The sequence below is a fragment of the Streptococcus caecimuris genome (genome assembly GCF_943193075.1).
Taxonomy (GTDB): domain Bacteria; phylum Bacillota; class Bacilli; order Lactobacillales; family Streptococcaceae; genus Streptococcus; species Streptococcus caecimuris.
In genome coordinates, this window is sequence record NZ_CALPCT010000003.1 from 26,733 (window position 1) to 53,619 (window position 26,887).

Sequence of the window (26,887 nt, forward strand, 5' to 3'; positions counted from 1 at the left end):
GGAAAACAAATATATGAAGTATGCAGACAAATTACAAGATTTAATTGACTTTGAATATCCAAGTCAGAAGTTATACCCGGGAATTATACAGGATATATATAACTTAACTAAGCGTATAGGAAGAGGAGAAAATATCGGTGATATTAGTTTTTTTAGTTTAGCAAGAAGATTTGTAGATGAAACTATGGATTATAAAAGCGAAATTTTAGTAGTCTTAAAACAATTAGAGAAAGAGTTAAAAAAGAAAATTGATGGAAAATAAATTAATTGATTTGATAACGAATCTAAGAATTTGTTATGATAAAAGTATAGAGATACAATTATTTAAAGAATTATTACAGACAAAATTTTTGTGCCCTATCAGTATTGATGATCAACAAAATTTAACTATTAATAGTGTAGTAGATAGTAATGATTTAAACTTTTTACCCCTTTACATAAAGGAAACTGATATTAAGGGAAAAGACAGAGAACTTGAATATTTAGAAATATCGATCAAAAATGCTACTGATCTAGTAATTAGATTAAAAAAATTTAGTGGAGTGTCTATAAATCCTAGAACTACTAACTTTAATATAAGATTAGATGATTTAAAAAATATTATTGAATCATTTTCAGAAGATAGCGTCGAGATTATATCGGAAATATCAAATGAGCCAATTTTTGAAAAATTAGAAAAATTTGTTGATGTTTTTAAAAAATTCAAAGTAATTGACAGGGTTTTTCTGTTAAAGATTAGAAAAGCAACAGAAACAAATTTTCATTGGCTATTTGTTATTGATTGTTTAGAATTTAATTTGATAATCACTCAATTTTCTAGAGAGGCAAGTTCTCTTTTCCCAAAAAATGAAATTATAGATTTCCTTCAATTAAAAACTGACTTTTCGTATGATATAACAAGAGATGTATTACCAATCTACGAACGTCGTTTATAACATGTTGTTAAATATGTACTGTTCTATCTCAATGCGAACTCCAGAAGTAATAGCGAAAAAGGGATATCCATACCAAGTGGGAAAGAAGCCGGAGCCAATGACTGGTGGAGGTCAACTGGACGAACTTTCCCAGGAGATATCCCAGAAGGTGTTATGAAAGATATTAGTACCAAGAGAGGAGAACATACATGGAACATAGTAAATTAGGCTGGGAAGATGTTATCCAGTTTGAAGAGGTAAAAGTATACGGTCAGCATATATGGAGAGATGGTAATAATCTTTATTACGTTACTGAGGAGGGAGGAATTGCCTCTCGGCGTGTGGTTTATGAATTGCCAAATGAGTTATTTTCCTTACTAGAGAGTGGTGAGAGAACGATACGCGAAGTTTCTTGGAAGATTCAGAATGATTGTTGGCCACCAACGGAAGAAGAGAGAAGAGAATCTAGAAGAAAATTTATAAGCAAACATCCAGCTTCTTTGATAGATGTCCCTAAAAATAGGAAACTTTTTTCTAAGGAAGAACTTGAAGAGTTGATTCCGATTGCTGAGAAGCAGTGGATTGAATCTGAAGGAGAACTTCCAGATGATTATGTATCACCATTGAAATAGCCTGTGAGGAACTTGTTTATACACTGTTAGTTGTAGGCAAGTTCCTGTTTTCACTTTAAGTGGACTAAATGAATCGCAAAATATTGACAGAATTCCAAGACTCACACTGAAAGAACCTGACGATTTTTAGTTCACATGATGATTCAAATTCCTAAAAGATCAAAAAAAAGAATGATTAGGTTACAAGGATATAGCTAACAGTTTATTTAAGATCTATATGAGCGAGAGAAATTTATCGACAAATTATTTAAGATAATAAGGAGCATATAATGAATATTCTTAAAAAAATTGAAGATAAAACATATCAAAAAGAGGACTTAATAAATAACATAGATTTAAATCCTATAGTCTCCTATCATATCATTAAAGAAATTGTTAACAGTAAGAACAATGATATTAACGTGATTCATAAATTAATAGAAATTTCTGTCAAACTGTCTGTCAATGATTCAGTTTTAGGACCAATTTGTTTAGGACATATGTCTTTAGCTGCATTAAGAAAATTAGGAATTGACGTAAGGAAAGTTGATAATCATTCAGCTATTTCTGATTACGATTGGGAATTAGTGGATAAATTTTATCACGAGAATGGATGGTAAGGGAATAGATTATTTCAAGTAACAGGGAATAATACAATTAAATGTATTTTAAATTGAAAGAATGCAGAAGCCACAGAGGTAAAAATGATGAAAAGAACGTATTCCATAGTCGCTTTAGGAAATGAGCGAACAGATCAGATGATGATCTTGAAGTTTACTGATCAAAAATTTCAATCCCTGTCGAATTTTTTAAATTCGGAGGTTCATAATTTTTACTCGGATGTTCGCGAAGCTTTGGAGACTGTCATTTCTGGAAATATGGAAGAGTACGCTTTCGATGGTAATTTATTGGGAATCGAAGTTGGAAAAGAAATCACAGAAGTTTACTTCCAATTTGAGGAAGAACTTTTAGGAGACCCTTGCTTTATTCCAACTGAAGAACTGTATAAATTAGTTCTTGAATGGAAAGAAATGGAAGAAAGAATGAAAAGAGGGGAAGACATTTTTCCAGTGACTTTAGAGGATTGATGTTGAAATAATTCCCCAAATAATGGAGAAGTGATGAACAATAAAGAATTAGAAGATTTGTTTTATAAAGTCCCTGAAGGGGTTGATTATGCAGATATATTGGAAGATGTTGATCTAGAGGATGTTCCTGAAGAAACGATTCAAAAGTTGACTTCATTATTGGACAGTGATGATGACCATTTACGCTATCAAGCCTCTAGATTGTTGACCATTTGGGGAATTAGAGAAGGCTTTGATGTCTTGACTCAGATGTTCAGTCAAGGGCAATTAGAGTGGATGATTTCGCATCGTCTGTATGGTTATGATGATACCAATCGGATTTTTCTATATGATATCGTAAATTATTGGGCGAGCCGGTATGATTTGGGCGAAGAGAAGATAGCTAGAGGGGAAATTTATCCTTATGTTTGTAAAATCATCGAACAGGCTGAGACTGGATATTATGATATTTTCAAAATATATCGACTGGTTAGCGAGGAACATTATACGGAATACATCCCCTACTTGAAACACTTTCTGTCAACCATTATGGACAAACCTGAGGATAATTATTGGCGAATTCATGATACCTTGAAGCTATTCTTAAAGGTAGAGCCTGATTATGTGACACAGTTATTAAAAGAAAAGCAACAATCATTAGGAGATTTTGGAATCGAGGTTAAAGGTGAAAGACATTAAATTTTATAAAGTACATGATGAGTATGGTTTTATGTCCAATTTTGCTCCCTACCCTTTTTCAGACGGTAGCAGAATATGGCCAACATCAGAGCATTATTTTCAAGCACAAAAGTTTTTAGTACCCGAAATTCAAGAGAAAATTCGTCAGATAGCATCACCAATGGATGCTGCTTTAGAGGGACGCAATCGTCAAAATCCCTTGAGACCAGATTGGGAAGAGGTCAAAGATGGGGTGATGCTCCAGGCCCTTCGAATGAAATTTAGACAAAATCCCGAAATCGCAAGAGAATTGCTCGCAACAGGAGATGCCATCATCATCGAACATACGCGAAATGATGCCTACTGGGCTGATGGGGGAGATGGCTCTGGGAAGAACAAGCTAGGCCTGCTCTTAATGCAAGTGCGGGAGGAGTTAAAAAACGCAACTCTGTAACCTCTCCTCTAGCTATTCCACCTATTTCATGCTAGAATAAAGAAAAACACATTTGGAGGCATTATGAATCAGACAGTGACTTATTTGCAGGAATTAACAGCCATTCCTTCCCCGACCGGTTTTACACGAGAGATTGCAGACTACTTGGTCAAAACCATTGAAGGCTTTGGGTACGAAGTAACTCGGACTGCTAAGGGCGGCGTGAATGTAACCGTGCCTGGTGTGATCACAGACAAGCAACGCTACGTCACAGCCCATGTGGATACCTTGGGGGCTATTGTTCGCGCTGTGAAAGCAGATGGTCGCCTCAAGCTAGACCGTATCGGTGGTTTCCCATGGAATATGATTGAAGGGGAAAATTGTACAGTCCATGTAGCCAATACAGGAAAGACCCATTCGGGGACGATTTTGGTCCATCAGACTTCTTGTCACGTCTACAAGGATGCAGGGACTGTCGAGCGGACCCAGGACAATATGGAAGTCCGTCTGGATGAAAAAGTAACCAATGAAAAAGAAACCCGTGCCCTTGGCATTGAAGTAGGTGATTTTGTCAGCTTTGATCCCCGGACCATTGTGACAGATACTGGCTTTATCAAATCTCGCCACTTAGATGACAAGGTGAGTGCGGCGATTCTCTTGAATCTTCTGCGCGTGTATAAGGAAGAACAGATCCAATTGCCAGTAACGACCACCTTTGCCTTTTCAGTCTTTGAAGAAGTGGGGCATGGGGCTAATTCTAGTATTCCAGCTGAAGTGGTCGAATACTTGGCAGTGGATATGGGGGCTATGGGAGATGACCAAGCGACGGATGAATACACGGTATCCATCTGTGTCAAAGACGCTTCAGGACCGTATCACTACGAGTTCCGTCAGCATTTGGTAGCCTTGGCAAAAGCCCAAGAAATCCCTTATAAGTTGGACATCTATCCTTTCTATGGATCAGATGCCTCTGCAGCCATGAGCGCAGGAGCAGAAGTCAAACATGCTCTTCTCGGGGCAGGGATCGAATCTAGTCACTCTTATGAGCGGACTCACTTGGATTCTGTAGTCGCAACAGAGCGCATGGTCGATGCCTACCTCAAGAGCGACTTAGTAGATTAAAAAGAAACAATTAGATTACGTAGTGGTTTAGATTGAAGAGAGAGTTATTTTAGAAACTTTCCTTAGGTGAGTACGGACGTCAGCGAACTTCTACGAAGTTCCATGACTTAGTTTTGAACCTAAAGTTTCAAAACTCCCGAGTGCCTGAAACAATTACGTTTCAGGCACTTTTTCTCACGGCGGAAAGTTTTAGTATACTTTTGTTTGGATCTAAAATCAATGATTACAATTATTATAAATCGCTATGTCACTTGATTTTAAAAGTATTTGATTCTATTCAAAACTACTCTCCGGAGTAGTTTTTTCTTAAACTAAAACTAAAATTTTCTGAAAATTCCTTTTCTTCTGAAAATCTTTGTGGTATAAACTTAAAATAAACTTAAAATTTCTTAAGGAGTTTTACATGAAAAAAAGAAATGTCATTGCACTTGCGGGAGTTGCCCTCCTTTCAGCAGGTATCCTAGCTGCTTGTTCGGGTGGTTCTAAATCATCTAGCTCAAGCAACGGTCAAAAATTCTCATATGTCTATGAGACTGAGCCAGAAAACCTAAACTATATCACATCTGGTAAAGCAGCAACCCACGATATCACTGGAAACTTGATTGATGGTTTGTTTGAAAATGACAAATACGGTAACTTGATTCCATCTCTTGCAAAAGACTGGACAGTTTCCCAAGATGGCTTGACTTATACTTATAAACTTCGTGATGATGCTAAATGGTATGATTCAGAAGGTGAAGAGTATGCGGATGTAACAGCTAAAGATTTCGTCACAGGGATCAAATATGCGGCTGATAACAAATCAGAAATGCTCTACATCATCCAAGATTCTATCAAAGGCTTGAATGACTACGTCAGTGGTAAAAATAAAGATTTCTCAGCTGTAGGAGTAAAAGCAGTTGATGATCATACCCTTCAAATCACTTTGAACCAACCAGAATCTTACTGGAACTCTAAATTGACTCTTGGGATCACTTTCCCTGTCAACGAAAAATTCGTGAAATCAAAAGGGGATAAATTCGCTCAAGCAAGTGACACCAGCTCCCTTCTTTACAATGGTCCTTACATCTTGAAGAGCTTTACTTCAAAATCTTCTATCGAAATGACCAAGAATGAAAACTACTGGGATAAAGATAAGGTCTACATCTCAGATGTGAAATTGGAATTCTACGATGGACAAGACCAAAGTAAATTGGCTAAATCATTCGGAGAAAATGCTCTTAGCTTGGCCAAACTCTTCCCAACTGGATCTGGTTACTCAGAGCAAGCCAAAGAATTCAAAGACGAAATCACCTACACTCCTCAAGACGCCGCTTCTTATGTTATTGGTACCAACATCGACCGTCAATCTTACAAACACACAGCTAAGAAGACCGATGAAGAAAAACAATCTACTAAGAAAGCCCTCTTGAACAAGGACTTCCGTCAAGCGATCAGCTTTGCCTTCAATCGTGAAGCTTATGCTGCTCAATTGAACGGAAAAGACGGAGCAAGCAAGATCATCCGTAACCTCTACATTCCACCAACATTTGTCCAAGCTGATGGCAAGACCTTCGGTGAAATGGTGAAAACACAATTGGATACCTATGGAGATGAGTGGAAATCTACTAAACTAGATGATGGTCAAAACGGTCTCTTCGATGCGAAGAAAGCGAAGGAAGAGTTTGCAAAAGCGAAGACTGCCTTGGAAGCAGATGGTGTGAAATTCCCAATTCACATCGATATGCCTGTGGACCAAACCACTCCATCAAGAGTTCAACGGGTGCAATCTTTCAAACAATCAGTTGAAGAAGCGCTTGGTAAAGAAAATGTCGTCATCGATATCCAAATGCTTTCGAAAGAAGACCTTCAAAATGTGACCCTCTTTGCACCAAATGCGGCTGGCGAAGACTGGGATCTCTCTGATAATGTTGGATGGAGCCCTGACTACCAAGACCCATCAACTTACATGGATATCTTGAAAGCTTCATCTGGTGAAAATACTAAGACTTTCCTTGGATTTGACCCAAGTGAAAACAATGAAGCAGCTAAAAAAGTTGGTCTGTACGACTTTGAAAAGATGATCAAAGATGCTGGTGCAGAAACACAAGACGTCAACAAACGCTATGAAAAATATGCGGCTGCGCAAGCTTGGTTGACTGATAGCGCCCTTGTTATGCCAACTTCTTCATCAACTGGACGTCCATTCTTGACACGTATCGAACCATTCTCAGCTCCATTTGCATGGACTGGTGGTAAAGGAAAAGACCACGTGATCTACAAAGGAATGAAACTCCAAGACAAAGCTGTGACAAGTGCTGATTACAACAAAGCCCTTGAAAAATGGCAAAAAGAACAAGCAGAGTCAAATAAAAAAGCACAAGAAGATCTTAAGAAACACGTTAAATAAGGATCGATAACCGAGGCTGATGCCTCGGTTTTTTTGTGGATCAGATGAATATCTGTTTGATCTTAAAACGCTTACATAGTATAATGGGAGTGTTGATTACAAAAAGTTAGGAGACTGACATGAAAAAGAAAACAATGGTTTCCATTGTCGCATCAAGTTTATTGATCGCACCGATGGTCTTGCATCAAGTAGCAGCAGCAGATGAGCAGACAGAAGAGTTAGCTCCATCGACAGAAGTGGTCCATGCTCCATCTACTGAAGCAAGACCGACAGCACGTGACACAAGTACTAGCTCTAGTGAAGAAGGAGCGAGCTTGAGTGAGGCATCGCTGGATCGGACGACAGTTGCAAATCAAGTAGCCCCTGCTACAGAAGAACACACAAGACAAAGTGAGCCTACGGTCCCAGTAGCAAGTCCAGCAACAACCAACAGGGAAGCTGGGCCTCAATCTGCTCCCAGTTCAGAAGCTCCGGCAACAAGTAATGATTTGGCAAAGGTTACAGGTAGCACCCTTGCAGCGGATCAGGCCTCTAAAGAGTTGACGGTCCAAGATGCTGTTAATGGCTTGCTTCAATGGGCAGCAACAGATCCTAGCCAATTGGGCCAAAGCCAAGCAGATCGCGAACGCTTTGCCAAGAGTTTAGGCTTGATTGAAAAATCTGATGATCTGACTCGTAAGGTTAGTCAGCCAGAATTGGCCAAGATGTATGAAACAGCTAAGAAACTATACGATGCCTACCGGGCTGAAAAGAAAAGTCCGCTCTTTTTAAATGGTCGTGCCCAGCCGATTTTCCCTTATACGACGGGAGAAAAAGAAGACCAAGACTACAAATATGAAGATAGCCAAATTGTACGCTTCCCAGTCTATGTCGAAACGGACTACGATACCGATGCAGATGGCAAGCCTGACTTAGTCAAAGCCATTGTTCAATTACCAAAAGCCGTAGCACAAGGCGATTTTAAGGCAGCCACTATTCTCGAAGCGCGCCCATACGTAGCGGGGACGCTCGATGAAAACTACGTCACTCTTGAAAGCCTGGGCCTTCCAACGGACGGTAGCTATGATATGAAGAAACTGCACAGCCAACCTGCAAAGAGACAGCCAGTAAGCAGTGAAACAACAGTAGAAGCAGCCAAAAAAGCCAAGGCATCGGATTGGTATTACTACAGTCCCTACGAGTATATCTATGACTACGAAGATCTGAACTGGTACGACTATTTCTTGGTCAGGGGCTATGCCTTTATCTCCAGCGCTGGACTTGGTACCAAGGGATCAGAAGGATTTAACACGACGGGATCCGATCTCGAAATCAATGCCTTTAAGAATATCATCGAATGGGTTAATGGCAAACGCAAGGCCTACACCGATAAGACTAGCAATGTTGAAATCAAGGCAGACTGGGCAACAGGCAATGTCGCTATGACAGGTCTCTCCTGGGCTGGAACCACGACCTTTGGTGTGGCAGCGACAGGCGTAGAAGGCCTAAAGACAATCGTTCCGGCAGCAGGAATCGCCTCATGGTATGATTATTTCAATAGCCAAGGTACCCAGTTTGGTAATGCACCTTATAGTGACCTTTCATGGCTCTCCCTTTACGTTAGCACACGGATGCTGGACCAAGACGACTGGGCAGGTATTTGGCAAAACTATTCTAACTACATCAACCAACTGAACAAGGACCAGTACGCCCATGATCGTAACTACAGCGATGTCTGGAAGGAGCGGGATTATACCCTTCATCCGGAAAATCTCAAGACCAGCGCCCTGATCGTCCATGGCTTGAATGATGACAATGTCAAGACCAAACACTTTGAACTCATGTACGATGCTCTCAAGAAAGCAGGCCAAGATGTCAAGCTCTATCTCCACCAAGGGGATCACGTCTACCCAGCAGCTATGTCACGGGGATACGGCATCACCGCCAATGGTCAGGACTTTTATGACCTGCTCAATACTTGGCTGACCCATTACCTCTACGGAGTGGACAATCACGTCGAAAGCTTGCCAGCGGTCCTAGCTCAAAACAACTATGATCCAAGCAAGTGGACCAGCTATGATAACTGGAAGAGCAGTCAACGTCTCTTCTTGAATGCAAGCTCGAAACGTCTAGAAGAAACAATTTCTAGTGATTATGCGGCTGCAGGTGTTGAGATCGCTAACCGCAATGAAACAGTCAGCAAAGCCTCCTCTAAGGCCAATCTGACCTTTGTTTCTGATGTTACTGAGGACACTACGATCAAGGGCCACATCCCCGTTCATTTCAAGGCAGCTCTTGCCAAAGGTCAAGGAAAGAATTTCCAAATCAACGCCCTCTTGGTAGATGTGGCAGATGAGGACTTTGACGTGGTAGGAAATGGTAGCGTCAAGCAAGATAAAACAGCAGACGGTTTCTGGATGGGAAGCAATTTAAGCAACCTATCTGTTGCCGAATACGAAACCATCAAGACCAAGTACAAGGTGATCGCTAAAGGATGGATCAACCTTGCGAACCCTGAGTCTGGCTACGATTCAGCAAGCTCACGCGCTAGCATCGAGCCAAAAGTTGGAGAATACCACGATTACACGGTTTATCTCCAACCAAATCTCTATACGGTTAAGAAAGGTCACAAGTTAGCGCTTGTTTTCAACACCTATGACCCATCTGATTTAACGGTGGAGCATCCATATGAAGTGACCTTTAAGACAGATTCTATCCAGGCGGCGATTCCAATTGTCGAAAAGACCCGCGCCCAAAAGGCAGCCTATGTGCCAAGTGCAACAGATACAGACTATGCAAACTTGCCAGAAGTTGAAGGAGCTGCTCTAGTTGCTCCAGAAGTCCACTACAAGGAAGAGTATACGCTTCCAACTCCAGAATACTTTGTCCAACCAAGCCAAACTCTTCCTGAAAAAGATGGACAGATGCAAACAGGATCAGCAAGACAAGAGCAACCTCATCTTACACTAGCTGTATCCTATGGCCCTCAATTTGTTTCACAAGGATTGGCAGAAGATCCTCAAGAAGTGACTCCTGCAGTAGGAGGAGAGCAGGTAGACCATACCCTTCCTCAAACAGGGAGCAAAGATCATGCTCTGGGTCTCTTAGGGGTGATCAGTCTAACAGCTTCTAGTCTCATCTTTTGGCGCAAAAAGAGAGAAAATGCCTAAGGACTCCCCGTAGCAAATATTTCTAAAATGGCATCATTTAGTGTAAAATAAAAGTAGAAATGCAGAATCAGTAGTCACTACTGAAAAAGGAGGAAATATGGCACACGTAATCACAGATGCAACTTTTGAACAAGAAACCAGCCAAGGCCTTGTCCTGATTGACTTTTGGGCAACTTGGTGTGGTCCATGCCGCATGCAAGCTCCAATCTTGGATCAGTTGGCAGAAGAAGTACATGAAGATGATTTGAAAATCTGTAAGATGGATGTCGATGAAAATCCAAATACAGCGCGTCAATTCGGTATCATGTCGATTCCAACTCTTCTCTTTAAAAAAGATGGACAAGTTGTCAAACAAGTGGCTGGAGTTCATACGAAAGCCCAATTGAAAGAAATCATTGCAGAATTGAGCTAAAAAGAGAGAGTGGGACAGAAATCGGTAATTCTTTAGAATTCGATTTCGTCGTCCCACCTCCGCACAGTTGAGTAGGGCTGTAAAAGCTGATGAAATCAGCGTAGTAGAGCCCACTCAACCACTGCGTCATGCAGTTATTTCTATCAAATATCGAAGGCTGGATAATTTTTCCAGCTTTTTTTGATGCTCTATATTTCTTTCAAATAGATGTGATACCCATTGACAGCGTTTTCTTATAGTGCTAAAATGAAGCTGTATTTCCTATAAAATTTTTACAGGAAAAAATTCTCCTAGGAAAATGTAGATCCTAGGAGAAAATCATATATAAAGGTTATTGGCCCTCTGTATCTTGGGCTACCCAGACACTGACGGAGCGTTCTGCCACTGGGAATTCGGCAGTACCGTCTTCTTGGACTTGGACGGTTTCGCTACAATTTTCTAGGACATCATAGTAGGTGAGGCCTGCGTAGGATGAGCCGATCTCCATGACTTTTGTAGCGGCTTGGTTATTCGAAACTAAGCAGGCGATTGGTGCTGATTCTTCTGTACCTGAACGTGTCCAACCGATGCAATTAGGATCATCGAAGTAGTCCGTTTGTTCCCCATAGGCCAGATCTTTACGAACCCATAAGAGGCGATCGAGAACCTCTTGGAAACTTTCTTGCGCAAATTTGCCCTCGATCCCGTAGTAGTCTCCATAGAAGACACAAGGCAAACCAGCTTCACGAAGTAAGATCAAGGCATAGGCTGCAGGCTTAAACCATTCTTCAATGGTAGATTCCAAGGCTTGTCCTCGTTGGGTATCATGGTTGTCCACAAAGGTTACGGCTTCTTCAGGATGATTGAGCGCTAGTGTTCCGTCAAAAATAGTTCGCAGGTCGAAATTTTCACCTTCTTGACTAGCTCTGAAGAGATTTTGGTGGAGGGCTACGTCGACCAGGTCATACAGGTAATCAATGCTTTCCAAGTACTCATCGTTGGTTTCTGTGTCCCCATTCCAAAATTCACCAAAGACGTAGAAATCTTCACCATATTTTTTGGTAATATTGTGGATGAAATTCTTCATAAAGAAGGAGTCAATGTGTTTGACTGCATCCAGACGGAAGCCCTCAACCCCTGTCGTTTCGATAAACCATTCAGCCCATTGATCGAGATTTTCTACAACCTCGGGATGTTTGAAATCGATATCGGCGTACATGAGGTAATCGTAGTTTCCGTTTTCTTTGTCTACCAGATCTCCATGAGCCCAACCTTTGTTGTCCCCTTGGATTTGGTAGATTCCATTCTTATTACGAGAAGCATCGTAGTCCGTACCGGTGAAATGGTACCAATGCCAGTGGAAGTCATTATAGGCGCCATTTCGGCCATCAAAGGTGAATTTGGTCCATCCTTGAATGGTGAAGGGCTCAGTGAGGACCTTGTTTCGATCCATTGGATCCACCTCAACGACCTCGAATTCCTCTAAGCCATCGGCAGCAGCTTTATGGTTGAGAACGACATCGGCCATTGGTTGAATCCCTGCATCTTTGAGGGCTTGAATGGCTTGAAGATAATCGTCTTTGAAGCCATATTTGGTGCGAACCGTTCCTTTTTGATCGAACTCGCCCAAATCAAAGAGGTCATAGACTCCGTACCCAACGTCATTGTTAGAAGTAGCTTTAAAGGCAGGCGGCATCCAGACCTTGCGAATACCCAAGTCTGCTAAGTGTTGCGCATCTTCAGCAAGACGCGACCAGTGGTTCCCATCAGCGGGCAAATACCACTCAAAATATTGCATTAAGGTTTGATTTTCCATCGTTATTTCTTCTTTCATGTGAATGTCCCTATTTTACCAAAAATAGTTGGATGCCACAAACGTTTGCGCTGGAAGCAAGCCCTTTCTAAAAAAGAAATCGCATACATGAAAGAAATAAAGTGAGAATATAAAAAAATAGAGTCGGGTTCCGCTAGGACTGACTTTGAAAATGGTGAAAGGAGACCATTTTATGAAAAAAACAACTCTTGTTTCTCTACTCGTTGCAGGTTTACTGATTAGTCCTGCTGTACTTGCCCAGCATGTGCAAGCAGACCAAGTAAGTAGCACAACTACTGAGGAGACGGTTACTCCTTCTACGGCAAGTCCTGAAGTTACTGAAACAGTGACCTCAACACAAGGAGACACTAAAGAAACCGTACAGCCTGAAAAAGTGGAAGAGGTTTCAGAAATTAACCGACCAACCACTTCGCCAACCGCTCCGACAACTACTCCGACGACTGAGCTACATGAAGAACCTGCGTCAAGCCCAGCGGTAGTGAGCGCCCCAACTGTTGAGTCCACTCTAACCAATCAGCCAAGCCCTGTGCCTGCGACGCCTACCGTTGGCAGTCAAGAGGAGAGCGCGACTCCAAAAGTAACCCAAGGAGACTTGGCTGAAATTACTGGTGCAACTGTAACCGACCAGGATCGTGAAAAAGAAGTCACTGTGACGGAGGCAGTCAATCAACTATTGAACTGGGCTTCAACCAAGGAAAATCAAGTCGGATCTACTGATAAAGACCGATTAGCTTTTGCCAAGAGCCTAGGGATGGTCAAGGAAGGAGTGGAGGGATCTGCTCCAGTTACTAATCTCACTTCAATGGTTGATGTAGCCAAACAGCTCCGTGCCGCTTACCGCGCAGACAAGAAGTCACCTCTCTTTTTGAATGGCAAAGCACAACCTATTTTCCCATTTACGCCAGGGGACGATCCGGAGCATTACTCCTATGACAAGAGTGACATCGTCCGCTATATTGTCTATGTGGAAACCGATTATGATACGGATGGAGACGGCAAGCCTGACTTGGTCAAGACCTTTGTGCAGGTGCCAAAAGCTGCTGTCAATGGGGACTATAAAGCTGCGTCCATCTTTGAAGCTAGTCCTTATGTAACAGGAACAACAGAGGAGCGCACCTTAGAGGGAATTGGTCTCAAAGAAGGTGGAAACTTCGATATGGCCAAGCTCTATGAAAAACCTGCCAAACGCCAAGCAACCAAGACTGTTACGACAGAAGAAGTAGCCAAGGCGACCGATCCAAAAGAATGGTACTATGTCAATCCTCGTGAAAGCTCGGATGACTATACACACTATGACTATGAAAATCTCAACTGGTACAATTACTACTTGGTTCGTGGCTATGCAGTGGTGACCAGTAGTGGTTTGGGCTCTAAAGGATCAGACGGGATCAATACGACCGGCTCTGACCTTGAAGTAGCTGCTTACAAAAATATCGTTGAATGGCTCAATGGCAAACGCAAAGCCTACTCTGATAAGACTAGCAACCAGGAAGTTAAGGCAGACTGGTCCAACGGCAATGTCGCTATGACAGGCTTGTCTTGGGCAGGTACGACGACATTTGGTGTAGCGTCCACTGGGGTTGAAGGGCTCAAGACCATTGTGCCAGCCGCAGGGATTGCTAGTTGGTATGACCATTTCAACAGCCAAGGCTCTCCCCTTGATACAGGAGCTTCCAATGACCTTTCCTGGTTATCTGTCTATACCTCTGGTCGTATCCTTGACAAGGAAGATTGGGACAAGGTCAAGGATTACTATGCAGCCTATATCACCAAGCTCAATGAGCTCCAACACAAGGATGGTCATAATTACAACGAAGAATATGCTAAACGCGACTACACGCTCAATGCAGCCAATCTGAAAGCGGCCCCTCTCATTATCCAAGGGCTCAATGATGACAATGTCAAACCCAAACATTTTGAACTCATGTTAGAAGCCTATAAAAAGGCGGGGATCGATGCCAAGGTCTTGCTCCACCAGGGCAATCACATCTATCCATCTACTCGTTGGTCAGGGACAGAAGTCGCAGGCCAAGCCTTTAATGACCTGATGAATCTCTGGTATAGCCATTACCTCTACGGTATTGAAAATGGGATTGAAAACCTTCCACAAGTAACAGCTCAGGACAATCTAGATCCAAGTAAATGGCGTCGTTTTGATAAATGGGATACCAACAATGCCATCTCCGCTCGAATCTACTCTAAACGGGAGGATGTGACAGTAACTGGCGATTACTATGGTACAGGAAATAACTGGACTACACGTAACCAAGATGCAGCCTTCCATTCTTCCGAAGTGGCAGCTTCCTATGCAGCCACCGTCGACCAAGATGTCACCATCAAAGGCCATATTCCTGTGCATTTTAGCGCTGCTTTTGTCAAGGGAGACAAAAACCATGCTCATGTCAGTGCGACCCTGATGGATGTTTCAGACGAAGACTTTGATGTGGTCAAAGAAGAAATCACCTATGACAAAGACGGTTATAGCACGCGCACATTGGAAAAAGAAACCATCGATGAGACAGGCTACTGGAATGGTAGCAACCTTGAAACCTTGCCTCTCAAACGTTACAAGACCCACAAGGTTAAGAGTGTGGTGATTGCGCGTGGTTGGATGAATCTGGCCAATCCAGCATCTCGCTATGACTCAGCAAGTTCTAGTCATTCTATTGATCTGAAAGAAAACGAATATCATGATTACACCATGTATCTGCAACCAAATCTCTATACAGTGAAAAAAGGCCATCGACTGGTTTTGAGTTTGCACACCTATGATCCAGATTACATCTATTTTGCAGATCCTTATGAAGTGACCTTCAAGACAGATTCTATTTCTGCAACGATTCCAATCGTAGAAGACAGTCGATCTCTCTTGTTCCGTTATCAACCAAGTGAAAAAGATACAGACTATGCGTCATTGGCAGATCGGATCTTGCCAATTGCAACCATTCAACCAAAAGTAGATCCTGAACAAGACCCAAGTCCAGTAGATCAAGCGGAAAAACCAATTGTTCCAAGTAATCCAATGACGCCAACCAATCCAGCTATTTCTGAAATTCCTCAAAAACCAAGCCACGGTCGAGATCCGATGGACTTCCGTAAGGAACAAAAAGAAGAAACTGCACAAGAATTGGCTCAAAGAGCTGATAAAGATAAGATAGAAGTGACAAGCCAACCAAGCCTTCCAAAAACAGGTCAAGCAACAAGCTCTTGGACTCTCTTTGGCTTCCTAGGACTCATGCTCACCAGCCTTTTGTCACTTGGCAAAGCTCACAAAGATGAATAGTAGAAAAGAAGGATGGAGAGAAAGTGAAAACCACCAATAGAGAGAGCATCGAAACGATTTTTTCCGAAGCCTTGGCGATTCCAAGCTTCACCAATACTGAGACCGAGCAAGGAATCGAAGCCTACCTGGATCAACGGATTGGACAAATCCCCTATTTCAAGGAACATCTGGACCATTTTGGGCGCTATCAGGTGCCACAGGATCACTTGCGTCGGTCGGTCAATTGGGCCTTGGTTGATAAGGGCAAGAAAAAAACAGTGATCCTTTTCCACCACCATGATACAGTCGATCTAGAAGACTATGGAAATTTGTCAGAGATCGCGCTCGATTCTGATCAAGTAGCAGAAGCCTTGAAAACACTGGATATGCGACCAGATATGCAGGAAGATTTAGCTTCTGGGGATTGGAAATTTGGCAGAGGGTCTTGCGATATGAAAGCAGCCCTAGCCCTTCAATTGGGGGTTCTGGAAGCCTATGCAGCAGACCCCACAGAAGGTCAGGTCAATCTGCTCTATCTCTCTGTTGGGGATGAGGAATCCTATTCACGTGGGATGCGTGGAGCCTTGGGCCTCCTCACAGATTTGCAGGAAAAGTTTGATCTGAATTATGTATTGGCAGTGGATTCAGAGCCCTTTGAATCGGAAGTAGGAAAAGAAAAGGTCCTTCACATTGGCACAGTCGGTAAACTAATGCCAGTCGTTGTGGCGCAAGGTGTCTTGTCCCATATGAAGGAACCTCTTAAAGGGATCAATGCCTTGTCGCTCTTAGTAGTCATTGCAAGCCAGCTGGATCTTCATCCCGATCTGGCAGATCAGGCCTTGGGAGAAACGTCTCCTCTTCCTTCTTGGTCCTATCTCAGAGATTTGAAGGAGCAGTACGATGTATCGACCGTGCTCTATGCGGCTGGTTATTTCAGTGTATTGCATTTGAAGAAAACACCCCAAGAGATCTTGCAACGAATCTATGAGCTTAGTCAAGAGGCCTTGGATGCCTTTTATAAGAAGTATGAGCACTTGCAGGATCAGGCTGGCCAAGACCATATTATTGCAAGACCAAGAGTCATCACCTATCAAGAGCTAGAGGAACGTTGCCAAGCCTTAGAGGGCTACCAAGCCTTTAAAGAAAGATCTAACCAAAAAGCGGAGCAAGATTTTCGTAATGGAACCAGCTACCAGAGCCTTGCAATTCAGCAAATCCAGCGACTCCTTGAGTTTCTCGGAGATAAGGATCCTATGGTGGTCATCGGTTTTGCGCCCCCCTATTATCCTTCCATGAATTGCCGCTTTTTAGACAATACCGATTTCAATATCGTGTCCCTCATCACTGATTACCGAGAGTATCTGGACCAAAGAGGTTACCACTTAAAAGTCGAAGAATACTTTATGGGGATTAACGACACCAGTTATTGTGCCTTGGAAAAGGATGTGGCCTCTTATCAAGTCGTCTTAGATAGCCTAGCTACACCAGCTCAGGTCTATGATCTGGATCTGGAAAAAATTGCTCAAATTCAGGTTCCAGCGGTCAATCTAGGCCCTTGGGGTAAAGAATTGCATAAGCGAGGAGAGCGGGTCTATAAAGAAGACTTCTTGGAGACCATTCCAAACTATCTGTTAGAATTGCTCTACCATTTCGATGATCGCTTATCAACAGAATAAGAAAAAACGGTCCCAATGAGGATCAATTAGGGAGTTAACATGATTACATTTCACGGAGTTACCAAAGATTACGATGGGCACATTGCCCTCAACCACTTGGATCTGACCATCGAGGATGGGCAAATTGTCGGCCTGATTGGCCACAACGGTGCTGGAAAGTCCACGACGATTAAGAGCCTGGTCAGTGTCATCACCCCAACCACTGGATCCATTGAAGTGGATGGTCAGGACCTCTATAGCCATCGGCTGGCGATCAAGAAGAAGATCGGTTATGTGGCGGATTCGCCAGATCTTTTCTTGCGTCTCACAGCCAATGAATTCTGGGAGTTGGTTGCGACCTCTTATGATATGAGTCAGAAAGACTGTGACCAACGCTTGGAAGAGCTTCTCAGGATCTTTGATTTTCAGAGCCACCGCTATGAAGTGATTGAATCCTTTTCACATGGGATGCGCCAGAAGGTCTTCGTCATTGCAGCCCTCTTGTCAGATCCGGATATCTGGGTCTTGGACGAACCGATGACCGGTTTGGACCCACAGGCTTCTTACGATTTAAAACAAATGATGCGCCAGCATGCGGATCGGGGAAAGACGGTCATTTTCTCTACTCACGTCTTAGAAGTGGCCGAACAACTCTGTGATAAAATCGCCATTCTCAAAAAGGGAAATCTCATTTTCTATGGGACGATCGAGGAATTAAAGGGCCAGCATCCTGAACAAAGTCTGGAAAGTATCTATCTCAGCCTAGCGGGTCGGAAGGAAGAAGGTGGCGATCATGCGTCTTAAGATCATCCAGCAGCTGGTCAATGTTAATATCATCTATGCCAGTCAGCCTGCTCAGATCGCAAAATTACGTGCCAAACAGGCCAAAAAACCGGACGTCAAACTCAATGTCGCCCGCAAATCGGTGCTCAACTACCTCTTTTTAGGATTGGTCTATTTCCTCATATTTGGCTTGCTCTTTAGCATCTATGATTTTGTCCATCAACCAGCCTTCTTTGTCAATATGGTCGCCCTCTTTTCCTTGATGACCATTTCCCAAGGCTTTATGAGTTTTTACAATGTCTTTTATGAAAGCAAGGACCTCCAGTTTTACCGGCCCTATGCCTTCTCAGATGCGGAAGTCATTGCTGGAAAGAGTATCTCGGTCATCCTGACCCTCCTCATGGCTATCCTTCCCTTGGTCAGCTATTTTCTGATTCTGCCTGTCCAAGCAGGCGGCTTCAATCCGTTAGGGATCCTGCTAGGCCTCTTTTGTGCCTTAATTCTCTTAGGCGTTCTCTTTTTAGCGACGATCATCCTAGCTCATTTGATTACCAAGACCGTGTTTTTTAAAAAACATACGACCCTGGTCTCCAACATCATGGTCGGAATTGGTTCCCTTCTGAGTCTAGGAGCTTATCTCTATCTCAATCTAGTCCAAACTCACCGGGTAGAGGTGTCGGGTGGAACGGATATTCCCATTCTATTTCCACCTTTTACGGCTTTTCATCAGTTCATCCTCAATCCTTTTGATGGAGAAGCGCTCCTGGGCCTCTTAGGCTGGATCCTGGTGCTTTTGGTCTTGATTGGCCTGGTTCGCAAAATCGTGATCCCGCAGTTCTATGATGCGGCCCTTGCAGTTGCGACCAACCAAACCGTTAAAGAGCGCGTGAAAGTGCTCCATGTGGGTCAGAAAGACTCCTTTAGACGATTTGTCATTCAGTATCATCGCAGACTCTTGAGCGATGGAACCCTTATGGTGCAAGTCCTCTTGATGATGAGTATTCTGCCATATATTTTCCTCCTCAGTGGAGCAGCAGGAGCATCAAAAAATATAGGGGGCCTCAGTCCTTACTTAACACCCCAGTATCTGGTACCACTGACCCTTGTTGCCATCTTGATCGGTGTTTTCAATAGTTTTGGAGGCTTGACCAGTATCGGTATTTCGCTAGAGCGCGAAAACTTTGAATACTTGAGATCGCTCCCTATTGATTTTAAACGCTATCTCTTTATGAAATTTTGGTTGCTCTATCTGGTGCAATCTATCCTTCCTGTCATTCTTCTGGTTGGTGTTTGTCTCTATTTTGGTGTGCATCCCTTGGCCATCCTTGCCATGTTGCTGATCTGGGTCGTAACCACCATTCCGATCTGCATTCGAGACTATGTCAAAGATTTTCAAAATTTTAGTACCAATTGGACCAATATCACAGAGTTGATGACCCGTCATCGTGGGAATGCAGTTCTTCAGTCTATCCTCTTGATTGTCTTTATCTTTGTGATGTTTCTCTTGATCATTGTTAGCTTCATTTGGACCTATCATTCCGTCAGCACCCTGCTGGCTGTGATCCTTTATAGTGTCATCCTGCTAATCGGAGCTGGGATCAGTTCGACCATCTACCGCAAAAAAATCCGCACTCTCTACCAAGAGATCGGAGAATAAAAAGAGAGAGTAGGACAGAAATCGGTCATTCGTTAGAATTCGGTTTCGTCGTCCCACCTCCGCACAGTTGAGTAGGGCTGTAAAGTTGATGAAATCAGCTTAGTAGAGCCCACTCAACCACTGCGTCTTGCTCGACAATCCAAAAACAATTGAGAGGCTAGGACTTTTGTCCTAGCCTCTTTTTAGTGGTAACTTAAATCTCATATCCCATGAGGAGCCCGCCTTCTTCGGCGTAGAAACTACAAAGTCCGGAAGTAGGAAGGACTTCGATGTTTGCACGGGCAAATTTTTCACGAACCAATGCAGAGAATTGCTCGATAAATTTTTCATTGTTGCGGTGGGCAATGGTAATATGTCCGCCATTATAGCCTGCCTTGATTAATTCATCAAAAGCTGCCTTGATCGCTTTCTTTTGGCCCCGTGCTTTTTGGAGTAGCTCAAGAGTACCCGTCTTACTAGCTTCCCCAACCATACGGATATTGAGGAGACCGACAACAGTCCCGATCAATTTGCTGAGACGCCCATTTTTGACCAGATTATCAACCTTGGCCAAAACAAAGAGCAACTTCGTCTTAGACTGGTAGGTCGTGATCACATCGACTACTTGATCAAAATCGAGGCCTTCAGCGACCAACTGATTGAGCTTGCGAACGATCAGGTCCACCTCACCCCCAGCTGACAAGCTATTAATGACGTGGATATTGGTATTCGGATGCTCTTCTAGATAAATCTTCTTGGCCACCTCAGCACTATTATAGCTACCTGAAAGGGTTCCAGTGATGGTCACAACGACGATATTTTCAGCTCCTTCAAAGGACTTCATATAATCATCTGGACTTGGACAGGCAGACTTAGAAGCTGTCGTAGTCGCATACATCTCTTCCATCATCTGATCGATATTGAGTTGGGCGTCATCTGTATAGATGGTCTCTCCCACTTGGATGGTCAATGGGACACTGACAAACTCCGTATCCGGTGCCAGATTGTCCAAAGAGCGGTAGTCACAGCCTGAATCCGCAATAATTTTCCATTTCATCAGTTCATACCTCATAATTGTATAAAAATGTACATTGACAAGTAGTATGTCTTCTTTTACAATTATATCATGAAGTACAATGCTATCCAAGCAGATATCATCAGGTGAGACAGATAGAAAGTAAATGTTATGGCAGAAAGAAAAATATCCGAGAAATCCTTGGAAAATCTCAAACGATTTAACCGAGAAAACAATGCGATTACACGAGAATCCATCGAAATCTCTCTCCTGCAATTGTTGGAGAAAAAAGATCTGAAAAAGATCACCATCTCTGAGCTGGTTCAGCGTGCCGGTGTCTCTCGCGCAGCCTTTTACCGTAATTATGACTCCAAAGAAGAGATTCTAGAGTCCATCTTTCAATCTAGTATCGCAAAGATTACCAAGTCTTTAGATGGCTACAATCTCAAGACAGACCTCTACCAAGTCTGGGTCTACCTCTTTAAGGAAGTCAAGAAAGAAGCCAAGATCATTAGCCTGGCTATTGATTACAATTTCGAGCGGCTCTTGACCAAGGCAGTCTATGATTTTCTAGAAAAACGAAATGGCAGCTCCTCGAATGGCGCTGGCAGCTACCTCAATTCCTTCTGGAGCTCAGCCATTGTCTCTGTCATCTCCAAATGGATCAAGGATGGCATGAAGATTCCCGCTGAGAAGATCGCTACGTTAGGCCTACCCCTCTTTCCACAAAAGAAAAAGTAAACACCACCGAGAGGTGGTTTTAAAGTAAACTGCACATCTCCATAACTAGTTCAAATGAATAGATAAAACTGAGCACAGATTGTACAAAGGACAAGAACGATGATCGAAGAACGAATTTTTGCTGCTAAGCAGTATGTGAAAACCTTATTTGCTGATCGAGCGGATGGCCATGATGTGGATCATACTCTCCGCGTCTTTACCAATGCTATGAGAATCGCACAAGCAGAAGGTCCATGTGATCTGGAGATAGTGGGCTTGTCAGCTCTTCTTCACGATGCTGATGATGATAAATTGTTTCAAACTGAGAATAATGCGAATGCTCGCATGTTTCTAGAAGAAATCGGTATTCCTAAAGACCAAATCGACCAGATTTGTCGGGTTATCAATGCTGTTTCTTTCAGCAAAAATCGCGGGAAACATCCAGAAACCTTAGAAGGCAAGATTGTCCAGGATGCAGACCGCCTGGATGCGATAGGAGCTGTAGGAATTGCGCGAACATTTTCCTATGGTGGCCACAAAGGGAGGTCCCTCACTGATACCGTCCAACATTTCCACGACAAGTTGCTTCTCTTAAAAGATGAAATGAACACGGAGACTGCTAAGCAAATAGCAGAAAGTCGCCATCAATTTTTAATCACCTTTCTAAAAGAACTAGAGAAGGAACTCTAACAAAAGAGGCTGGGACAAAAGTCCTAGCCTCTCAATTATTTTTGGATTGTTGAGCAAGACGCAGTGGTTGAGTGGGCTCTTCTACGCTGATTTCATCAGCTTTTGCAGCCCTACTCAACTGTGCGAAGGTGGGACGACGAAATCGAATTCTAACGAATTACCGATTTCTGTACCACTCTCTTTCTTTATTCTTGGATCATGGCTAGGAGGTCCTCTCCTGTAGTGGTTGGAAGGATCCGAACTCGTTTGAGGGAATAGAGTCCATCAGCGGAGCTGGCTAGTCCATTTTTAGTGGTGAGGCCAAGTTTGTAGTCAGCTTTCTTAGCTTGGTCGATCGTGACCTGACTGTAGCGACCGGATGGGTAGACGATAACGCTAGTATTTTGATACAGCACCTTATCTAGCAGGCGTTTAGAAGCGACTAGCTCATTCTTTTGGGTTTCAAGACTGGAATTGGCTAGGTCTGGATGATTGACTGTATGACTTTCAAAGGTCAAGCCAGCATTTTTCATCTCTTTGATTTGGTCAAAGGTCAGGACATTTTCTTTTTTCTTTTGGGTAAAGTCCGTGATGATATTGTTGGTGGCGGTCATCTTATATTTTTTGAGAAGCGGATAGACGATGGTATAGAAATCCTCGACACCATCATCAAAGGTCAACCAGACATATTTCTTTCCTTTGGGTACTTCGTTCTTGACGAGGATGCGATAGGCTTCCCCAGGTGTCAGGGTGTAGTAACCCGCTTTTTTTAGGGCCTTTAGTTGGCTTTCAAAGGTTTCTGGATCGACGATCAAATTAGCATTGGCAGCTTCAGACTCGGCCATATTGTGCACGGAGTGGTACATGAGGATGGGCAGTTTGACCGGCTTTTTCACACGAGTCCACTCGATAGAGGAGCTACCTTCCTCGAGAGAACGCGTTACGGCAGTGCCACTGGTATTCCCGTCACTCGGCTGAGTGATCCGTTTGATCAGAAGAAAGCTACAAATAAAGATACAGACTAGGAGGAGGGCATTGATTCCAAGTAGGGCTTTGATTTTTTTAGGTACTCTTCGTTTACTCATAGTGTCACCGTTTTCATTATTTTCTTTATTGTACCACAAATTCTATGTTCTTTTCCAGAACTTGCTACAGGCAGATCCTGTCATGAAAATTCAGAATTTTTAAGGCAATTGGCTGTCAAACGCTCAAGTTTTTGTTATAATGGAGCTACTATAGAAAATTCAAGGAGTCAATAGGATGTCTGTTAAGATTGCCTTACTAGGATTTGGTACTGTTGCAAGTGGCGTACCATTTTTATTAAAAGAAAACCATGAAAAAATCACCCAGGCAGCTCAAGATGAAATCGAGATCGCTAAGGTCTTGGTTCGTGATGATGCGGAAAAGGAAAAATTGCAAGCTGCTGGTCACAACTACAACTTTGTGACCAATGTTGATGAGATCATTGAAGACAAGGACATTGCCATCGTGGTCGAATTGATGGGTCGTATCGAGCCAGCTAAGACCTTTATCACCCGTGCGCTGGAAGCAGGCAAGCATGTAGTTTCTGCTAACAAAGACCTTCTTGCCGTTCATGGAAGCGAGTTGCTAGAGATTGCTCAAAAACACAAAGTGGCACTTTATTACGAAGCTGCCGTAGCTGGTGGGATCCCAATCCTTCGGACCTTGGTCAATTCCCTTGCTTCTGACAAGGTGACCAAAGTGCTCGGTGTGGTCAATGGAACCTCTAACTTCATGATGACTAAAATGGTCGAAGAAGGCTGGACTTATGAGGATGCTTTAGCAGAAGCGCAACGTCTTGGTTACGCTGAAAGTGATCCAACCAATGACGTCGAAGGGATCGATGCTGCCTACAAGATGGTAATCTTGAGCCAATTTGCCTTTGGGATGAACATCCAATTTGACCAAGTAGGTCACAAAGGAATCAGCCAGATCACTCCTCAGGATGTATCGGTTGCTCAAAGCCTTGGATATGTTATCAAGCTGGTCGGATCTATCGTTGAAACAGAATCAGGGATCGCAGCAGAAGTAACACCAACCTTCCTTCCAAAACAACATCCACTTGCTGGCGTGAACGACGTTATGAATGCGGTCTATGTGGAATCCATCGGTATTGGTGAGTCTATGTACTACGGACCAGGTGCTGGTCAAAAACCAACTGCGACAAGTGTCGTAGCCGACCTCGTTCGCATTGTCCGTCGACTAAAAGAAGGAACAATCGGTAAAGCCTTCAATGAATACAGCCGCCCTCTTAAATTGGCTAAGCCAGAAGACGTGAAGAACAATTATTACTTCTCAATCAAGGCACCAGATGCGACTGGTCAAATCTTGCGTCTTTCGGAAATCTTTAATGCAGAAGGAGCTTCCTTCAAGCAAATCCTTCAAGAGGACTCAGATGGTCAATTTGCAAGTGTCGTCATCATTACCCACCAAGTCAACCAAACACAATTCAAGAACTTGGTTGAAAAATTGGATTCAGAGGCGAATTTCGAACTCTTGAATACCTTTAAAGTCTTGGGAGAATAAGCATGAAAATTATTGTTCCAGCAACAAGTGCCAATGTAGGGCCAGGATTTGATTCGGTTGGGATTGCCGTGACTCGCTATTTGACCATTGAAGTCCTTGAACCAGCTGATGCTTGGTTCATTGAGCATGATCTAGGAGCAGGGATTCCGACAGATGAGAAAAACCTCTTGCTCTCAACATCTCTTTCTATCTCAACTGATATGCAGCCTCATCGGATCAAGATGACTAGTGAAGTGCCCTTGGCGCGTGGTCTTGGTTCTTCTAGCTCGGTCATTGTCGCAGGGATTGAATTGGCCAACCAATTAGCTAACCTCCAGCTATCAGACGCTGAGAAATTACGCATCGCGACCGAGATCGAAGGTCATCCGGATAATGTAGCTCCGGCTATCTTTGGGAATATGGTCATCGCGAGCTACATCGGTGAAGATGTCCAATATGTCACGGCTGACTTTCCAAGCTGTGACCTTGTGGCCTTTGTACCGAGCTACCAATTGAAGACCAGTGATAGTCGGAATGTCCTACCGAAAGAATGGTCTTATAAGGAAGCAGTTGCAGCTAGTAGCGTAGCCAATGTCGCTATCGCAGCTCTCCTCAAGGGAGATTTGCTGACGGCTGGTCGCTCCATCGAGTCAGATCATTTCCACGAGCGCTACCGTCAATCTCTTGTCAAAGAGTTCCCTCAGGTCAAAGAAGTAGCACACGCGCATGGGGCTTACGCCACCTATCTGTCGGGAGCAGGCCCAACGATCATGAACCTCTTAGCGCCAGAGCATACAGCAGCCTTTGTCGCAGCTCTCGAAAAACTCGGGCTAGATGGTCAGATTTTCCAACTTAAAATTGACACATTTGGCGTTCGTGTTGAGAAATAAACCTCAATGTAACACAAATGAAAGAAGGATGTATACAAATGTATATGTCCTTTTTGCTTCTCCTATGGTAGAATGGGAATTGTATGGGGAAAAGCTCAAGCTTTCCCGAAAGTTTAGGGGGAAACATGAAACCAGAATATTTATATAGTATTGCTACCGATCTTGGGCTGCAATTTGATGGCGAAGCCTGTGTGATGTATGGAGAGCGTGAAGGCTTCTTGTTAGTCATTGAAGGCGCTCAAACCAAGAATGTATTTACCATTTCACTCAGTGTGAAACAAGGTTCCGAAGGAGACTTGATCGAAGATAGTGAAATTCTTTGGAATGAATTAAAAGAACAATCAAAAGCCTTTAATGCTATCTCTTCTGATGGTTATTTGACCTCGATCGTCGTCAAAGGTGGAATGACCAAAGGCAAGGCTGTCGAAACCTTATGGACAGCTATCCAAGATATTGTTGATTTCTTGCTCAACCACCAATTTGTGCAAGTGAATGCGCAAACGGGTGAGGAAGGACCAATTGGTCTGTATCAAATTGGAGATGCGATCTTCTTAATCGACGATGCAACCTTTAGAGCTTACCAAGCCGAAGTGCAAGATACAGTTGAGGCTTATGAAGCGCGGGAAGAAAACTTCCTTTTAGGGATTGTAGGGGCTGTGATCGGTGTAATCATCGGTGGAGCAGTTGCCCTCTTGGTAGCGCGTCTTGGCTATGTATCTGTTTTAGCAGGGGCTGCCCTCGGTTATTGTACTATCAAAGGTTATGAGATCCTTGGTAAGAAATTGACTAAAAAAGGTGTGGTAGTTTCAGCTATATTGATGGTCTTGACGGTCTTTTTGGTCAACCAATTAGATTATACGTTGGCGCTCATGAGTGAACTGGATTTGCCATTTGGTATGTCCTGGACGCTTCTCAATGAAGCGACATTCTCAGGGGACGTCCCAGATAAATTTTACTTGAATCTAGGACTCTTAGCTGTCTTCACTCTTGGTGGTGCTTGGATTTCGGTCAAATCAGCTCTGGATGGACAGAAGAATCGTACTATCGCTCGTAAAATTGCATAGTGAATGATAAAAGGAAGGCCTGAATATTATAGGTCTTCTTTTGTTTTTTAGGGTCGAAAAATAGTCAAAAATTTGGTAT

23 protein-coding genes are annotated in these 26,887 nt (G+C 43.1%); 20 read left to right on the top strand and 3 right to left on the bottom strand.

Annotated features, from left to right (window positions below):
* Positions 1–13: 13 nt before the first annotated feature.
* The 11 genes from NFR56_RS01760 (at position 14) to trxA (ending at position 10,775) form a co-directional block, all read left to right on the top strand.
* Positions 14–262 carry a hypothetical protein gene (locus tag NFR56_RS01760; protein WP_251457317.1) on the top strand — a complete coding sequence of 83 codons (249 nt, stop codon included), beginning with the start codon at positions 14–16 and terminating at the stop codon, positions 260–262.
* Positions 252–935, top strand: coding sequence for an enhanced serine sensitivity protein SseB C-terminal domain-containing protein (locus NFR56_RS01765; RefSeq protein ID WP_049499501.1), 684 nt, complete (start codon positions 252–254; stop codon positions 933–935). The genes NFR56_RS01760 and NFR56_RS01765 overlap by 11 nt, the downstream gene beginning before the upstream one ends.
* Positions 936–1,123: 188 nt before the next feature.
* Positions 1,124–1,546 carry a hypothetical protein gene (locus NFR56_RS01770; protein ID WP_251457320.1) on the top strand — a complete coding sequence of 141 codons (423 nt, stop codon included), beginning with the start codon at positions 1,124–1,126 and terminating at the stop codon, positions 1,544–1,546.
* 269 nt (positions 1,547–1,815) lie between these two features.
* Positions 1,816–2,145, top strand: coding sequence for a hypothetical protein (locus NFR56_RS01775; RefSeq protein WP_251457322.1), 330 nt, complete (start codon positions 1,816–1,818; stop codon positions 2,143–2,145).
* 84 nt (positions 2,146–2,229) lie between these two features.
* Complete coding sequence (locus NFR56_RS01780) at positions 2,230–2,613, top strand: hypothetical protein (RefSeq protein WP_251457325.1); 384 nt, start codon at positions 2,230–2,232, stop codon at positions 2,611–2,613.
* A 33-nt stretch (positions 2,614–2,646) separates the two neighbouring features.
* Entirely contained in the window at positions 2,647–3,291 is a 645-nt protein-coding gene (locus NFR56_RS01785; RefSeq protein ID WP_251457328.1) for a hypothetical protein, read from the top strand.
* Positions 3,278–3,724: a riboflavin biosynthesis intermediates N-glycosidase gene (locus tag NFR56_RS01790; protein WP_277612643.1), complete on the top strand. Its 447-nt coding sequence runs from the start codon at positions 3,278–3,280 to the stop codon at positions 3,722–3,724. Before NFR56_RS01785 ends, NFR56_RS01790 begins: the two co-directional genes overlap by 14 nt.
* A 63-nt stretch (positions 3,725–3,787) precedes the next feature.
* Positions 3,788–4,825 carry a M42 family metallopeptidase gene (locus tag NFR56_RS01795; RefSeq protein ID WP_049506597.1) on the top strand — a complete coding sequence of 346 codons (1,038 nt, stop codon included), beginning with the start codon at positions 3,788–3,790 and terminating at the stop codon, positions 4,823–4,825.
* Positions 4,826–5,228: 403 nt separating this feature from the next.
* A complete protein-coding gene (locus tag NFR56_RS01800) occupies positions 5,229–7,214 on the top strand; it encodes a peptide ABC transporter substrate-binding protein (RefSeq protein ID WP_251457331.1) in 1,986 nt (661 codons plus the stop codon).
* Positions 7,215–7,333: 119 nt separating this feature from the next.
* The gene (locus NFR56_RS01805) at positions 7,334–10,363 is read left to right on the top strand and encodes a CocE/NonD family hydrolase (protein WP_251457333.1); all 3,030 of its coding nucleotides are present in this window, start codon (positions 7,334–7,336) and stop codon (positions 10,361–10,363) included.
* A gap of 97 nt (positions 10,364–10,460) precedes the next feature.
* Entirely contained in the window at positions 10,461–10,775 is a 315-nt protein-coding gene (gene trxA, locus NFR56_RS01810) for a thioredoxin (protein WP_003002728.1), read from the top strand.
* Between the two features lie 331 nt (positions 10,776–11,106).
* Here trxA and NFR56_RS01815 read toward each other — a convergent pair whose 3' ends face one another.
* On the bottom strand, positions 11,107–12,588 hold the full coding sequence (locus NFR56_RS01815; RefSeq protein ID WP_251457336.1) for an alpha-amylase: 1,482 nt from the start codon (positions 12,586–12,588) through the stop codon (positions 11,107–11,109).
* A gap of 172 nt (positions 12,589–12,760) precedes the next feature.
* On the opposite strand from NFR56_RS01815, the gene NFR56_RS01820 reads away from it, so the two are divergent.
* From NFR56_RS01820 to NFR56_RS01835, 4 genes are read left to right on the top strand one after another with little or no spacing between them, the layout of a single operon-like run.
* Positions 12,761–15,871, top strand: coding sequence for a CocE/NonD family hydrolase (locus tag NFR56_RS01820; RefSeq protein WP_134974573.1), 3,111 nt, complete (start codon positions 12,761–12,763; stop codon positions 15,869–15,871).
* Between the two features lie 23 nt (positions 15,872–15,894).
* Entirely contained in the window at positions 15,895–17,526 is a 1,632-nt protein-coding gene (locus NFR56_RS01825; RefSeq protein WP_251457340.1) for a M20/M25/M40 family metallo-hydrolase, read from the top strand.
* Positions 17,527–17,565: 39 nt separating this feature from the next.
* The gene (locus NFR56_RS01830; RefSeq protein ID WP_003010968.1) at positions 17,566–18,309 is read left to right on the top strand and encodes an ABC transporter ATP-binding protein; all 744 of its coding nucleotides are present in this window, start codon (positions 17,566–17,568) and stop codon (positions 18,307–18,309) included.
* Positions 18,299–19,945: a hypothetical protein gene (locus NFR56_RS01835; RefSeq protein WP_201087741.1), complete on the top strand. Its 1,647-nt coding sequence runs from the start codon at positions 18,299–18,301 to the stop codon at positions 19,943–19,945. Before NFR56_RS01830 ends, NFR56_RS01835 begins: the two co-directional genes overlap by 11 nt.
* 193 nt (positions 19,946–20,138) lie before the next feature.
* Here the strand turns inward: NFR56_RS01835 and NFR56_RS01840 are convergent, their stop codons facing one another.
* Positions 20,139–20,981: a DegV family protein gene (locus tag NFR56_RS01840; RefSeq protein ID WP_155167635.1), complete on the bottom strand. Its 843-nt coding sequence runs from the start codon at positions 20,979–20,981 to the stop codon at positions 20,139–20,141.
* 129 nt (positions 20,982–21,110) lie between these two features.
* Here NFR56_RS01840 and NFR56_RS01845 point away from each other — a divergent pair, with 129 nt between their 5' ends.
* Both NFR56_RS01845 and NFR56_RS01850 read left to right on the top strand, forming a co-directional pair.
* Positions 21,111–21,680 (top strand): TetR/AcrR family transcriptional regulator, encoded by a 570-nt coding sequence (locus NFR56_RS01845; protein WP_003010925.1) that lies wholly within the window; start codon positions 21,111–21,113, stop codon positions 21,678–21,680.
* Positions 21,681–21,779: 99 nt separating this feature from the next.
* Positions 21,780–22,349: an HD domain-containing protein gene (locus NFR56_RS01850; protein WP_155167637.1), complete on the top strand. Its 570-nt coding sequence runs from the start codon at positions 21,780–21,782 to the stop codon at positions 22,347–22,349.
* Between the two features lie 185 nt (positions 22,350–22,534).
* Here the strand turns inward: NFR56_RS01850 and NFR56_RS01855 are convergent, their stop codons facing one another.
* Positions 22,535–23,413: a polysaccharide deacetylase family protein gene (locus tag NFR56_RS01855; protein ID WP_251457343.1), complete on the bottom strand. Its 879-nt coding sequence runs from the start codon at positions 23,411–23,413 to the stop codon at positions 22,535–22,537.
* 175 nt (positions 23,414–23,588) lie between these two features.
* On the opposite strand from NFR56_RS01855, the gene NFR56_RS01860 reads away from it, so the two are divergent.
* The 3 genes from NFR56_RS01860 (at position 23,589) to NFR56_RS01870 (ending at position 26,808) form a co-directional block, all read left to right on the top strand.
* Positions 23,589–24,875: a homoserine dehydrogenase gene (locus tag NFR56_RS01860; protein WP_251457345.1), complete on the top strand. Its 1,287-nt coding sequence runs from the start codon at positions 23,589–23,591 to the stop codon at positions 24,873–24,875.
* Between the two features lie 2 nt (positions 24,876–24,877).
* Positions 24,878–25,744: a homoserine kinase gene (gene thrB, locus NFR56_RS01865; protein WP_155167643.1), complete on the top strand. Its 867-nt coding sequence runs from the start codon at positions 24,878–24,880 to the stop codon at positions 25,742–25,744.
* An 83-nt stretch (positions 25,745–25,827) separates the two neighbouring features.
* Positions 25,828–26,808 carry a hypothetical protein gene (locus NFR56_RS01870; protein ID WP_155167645.1) on the top strand — a complete coding sequence of 327 codons (981 nt, stop codon included), beginning with the start codon at positions 25,828–25,830 and terminating at the stop codon, positions 26,806–26,808.
* Positions 26,809–26,887 lie beyond the last annotated feature (79 nt).

Coding starts and splice junctions, on each gene's coding strand:
- NFR56_RS01760 (WP_251457317.1), top strand. CDS start 14: ATGAAGTATGCAGACAAATTACAAGATTTAATTGACTTTGAATATCCA.
- NFR56_RS01765 (WP_049499501.1), top strand. CDS start 252: ATGGAAAATAAATTAATTGATTTGATAACGAATCTAAGAATTTGTTAT.
- NFR56_RS01770 (WP_251457320.1), top strand. CDS start 1,124: ATGGAACATAGTAAATTAGGCTGGGAAGATGTTATCCAGTTTGAAGAG.
- NFR56_RS01775 (WP_251457322.1), top strand. CDS start 1,816: ATGAATATTCTTAAAAAAATTGAAGATAAAACATATCAAAAAGAGGAC.
- NFR56_RS01780 (WP_251457325.1), top strand. CDS start 2,230: ATGATGAAAAGAACGTATTCCATAGTCGCTTTAGGAAATGAGCGAACA.
- NFR56_RS01785 (WP_251457328.1), top strand. CDS start 2,647: ATGAACAATAAAGAATTAGAAGATTTGTTTTATAAAGTCCCTGAAGGG.
- NFR56_RS01795 (WP_049506597.1), top strand. CDS start 3,788: ATGAATCAGACAGTGACTTATTTGCAGGAATTAACAGCCATTCCTTCC.
- NFR56_RS01800 (WP_251457331.1), top strand. CDS start 5,229: ATGAAAAAAAGAAATGTCATTGCACTTGCGGGAGTTGCCCTCCTTTCA.
- NFR56_RS01805 (WP_251457333.1), top strand. CDS start 7,334: ATGAAAAAGAAAACAATGGTTTCCATTGTCGCATCAAGTTTATTGATC.
- trxA (WP_003002728.1), top strand. CDS start 10,461: ATGGCACACGTAATCACAGATGCAACTTTTGAACAAGAAACCAGCCAA.
- NFR56_RS01815 (WP_251457336.1), bottom strand. CDS start 12,588: ATGAAAGAAGAAATAACGATGGAAAATCAAACCTTAATGCAATATTTT.
- NFR56_RS01820 (WP_134974573.1), top strand. CDS start 12,761: ATGAAAAAAACAACTCTTGTTTCTCTACTCGTTGCAGGTTTACTGATT.
- NFR56_RS01830 (WP_003010968.1), top strand. CDS start 17,566: ATGATTACATTTCACGGAGTTACCAAAGATTACGATGGGCACATTGCC.
- NFR56_RS01835 (WP_201087741.1), top strand. CDS start 18,299: ATGCGTCTTAAGATCATCCAGCAGCTGGTCAATGTTAATATCATCTAT.
- NFR56_RS01840 (WP_155167635.1), bottom strand. CDS start 20,981: ATGAAATGGAAAATTATTGCGGATTCAGGCTGTGACTACCGCTCTTTG.
- NFR56_RS01845 (WP_003010925.1), top strand. CDS start 21,111: ATGGCAGAAAGAAAAATATCCGAGAAATCCTTGGAAAATCTCAAACGA.
- NFR56_RS01850 (WP_155167637.1), top strand. CDS start 21,780: ATGATCGAAGAACGAATTTTTGCTGCTAAGCAGTATGTGAAAACCTTA.
- NFR56_RS01855 (WP_251457343.1), bottom strand. CDS start 23,413: ATGAGTAAACGAAGAGTACCTAAAAAAATCAAAGCCCTACTTGGAATC.
- NFR56_RS01860 (WP_251457345.1), top strand. CDS start 23,589: ATGTCTGTTAAGATTGCCTTACTAGGATTTGGTACTGTTGCAAGTGGC.
- thrB (WP_155167643.1), top strand. CDS start 24,878: ATGAAAATTATTGTTCCAGCAACAAGTGCCAATGTAGGGCCAGGATTT.
- NFR56_RS01870 (WP_155167645.1), top strand. CDS start 25,828: ATGGGGAAAAGCTCAAGCTTTCCCGAAAGTTTAGGGGGAAACATGAAA.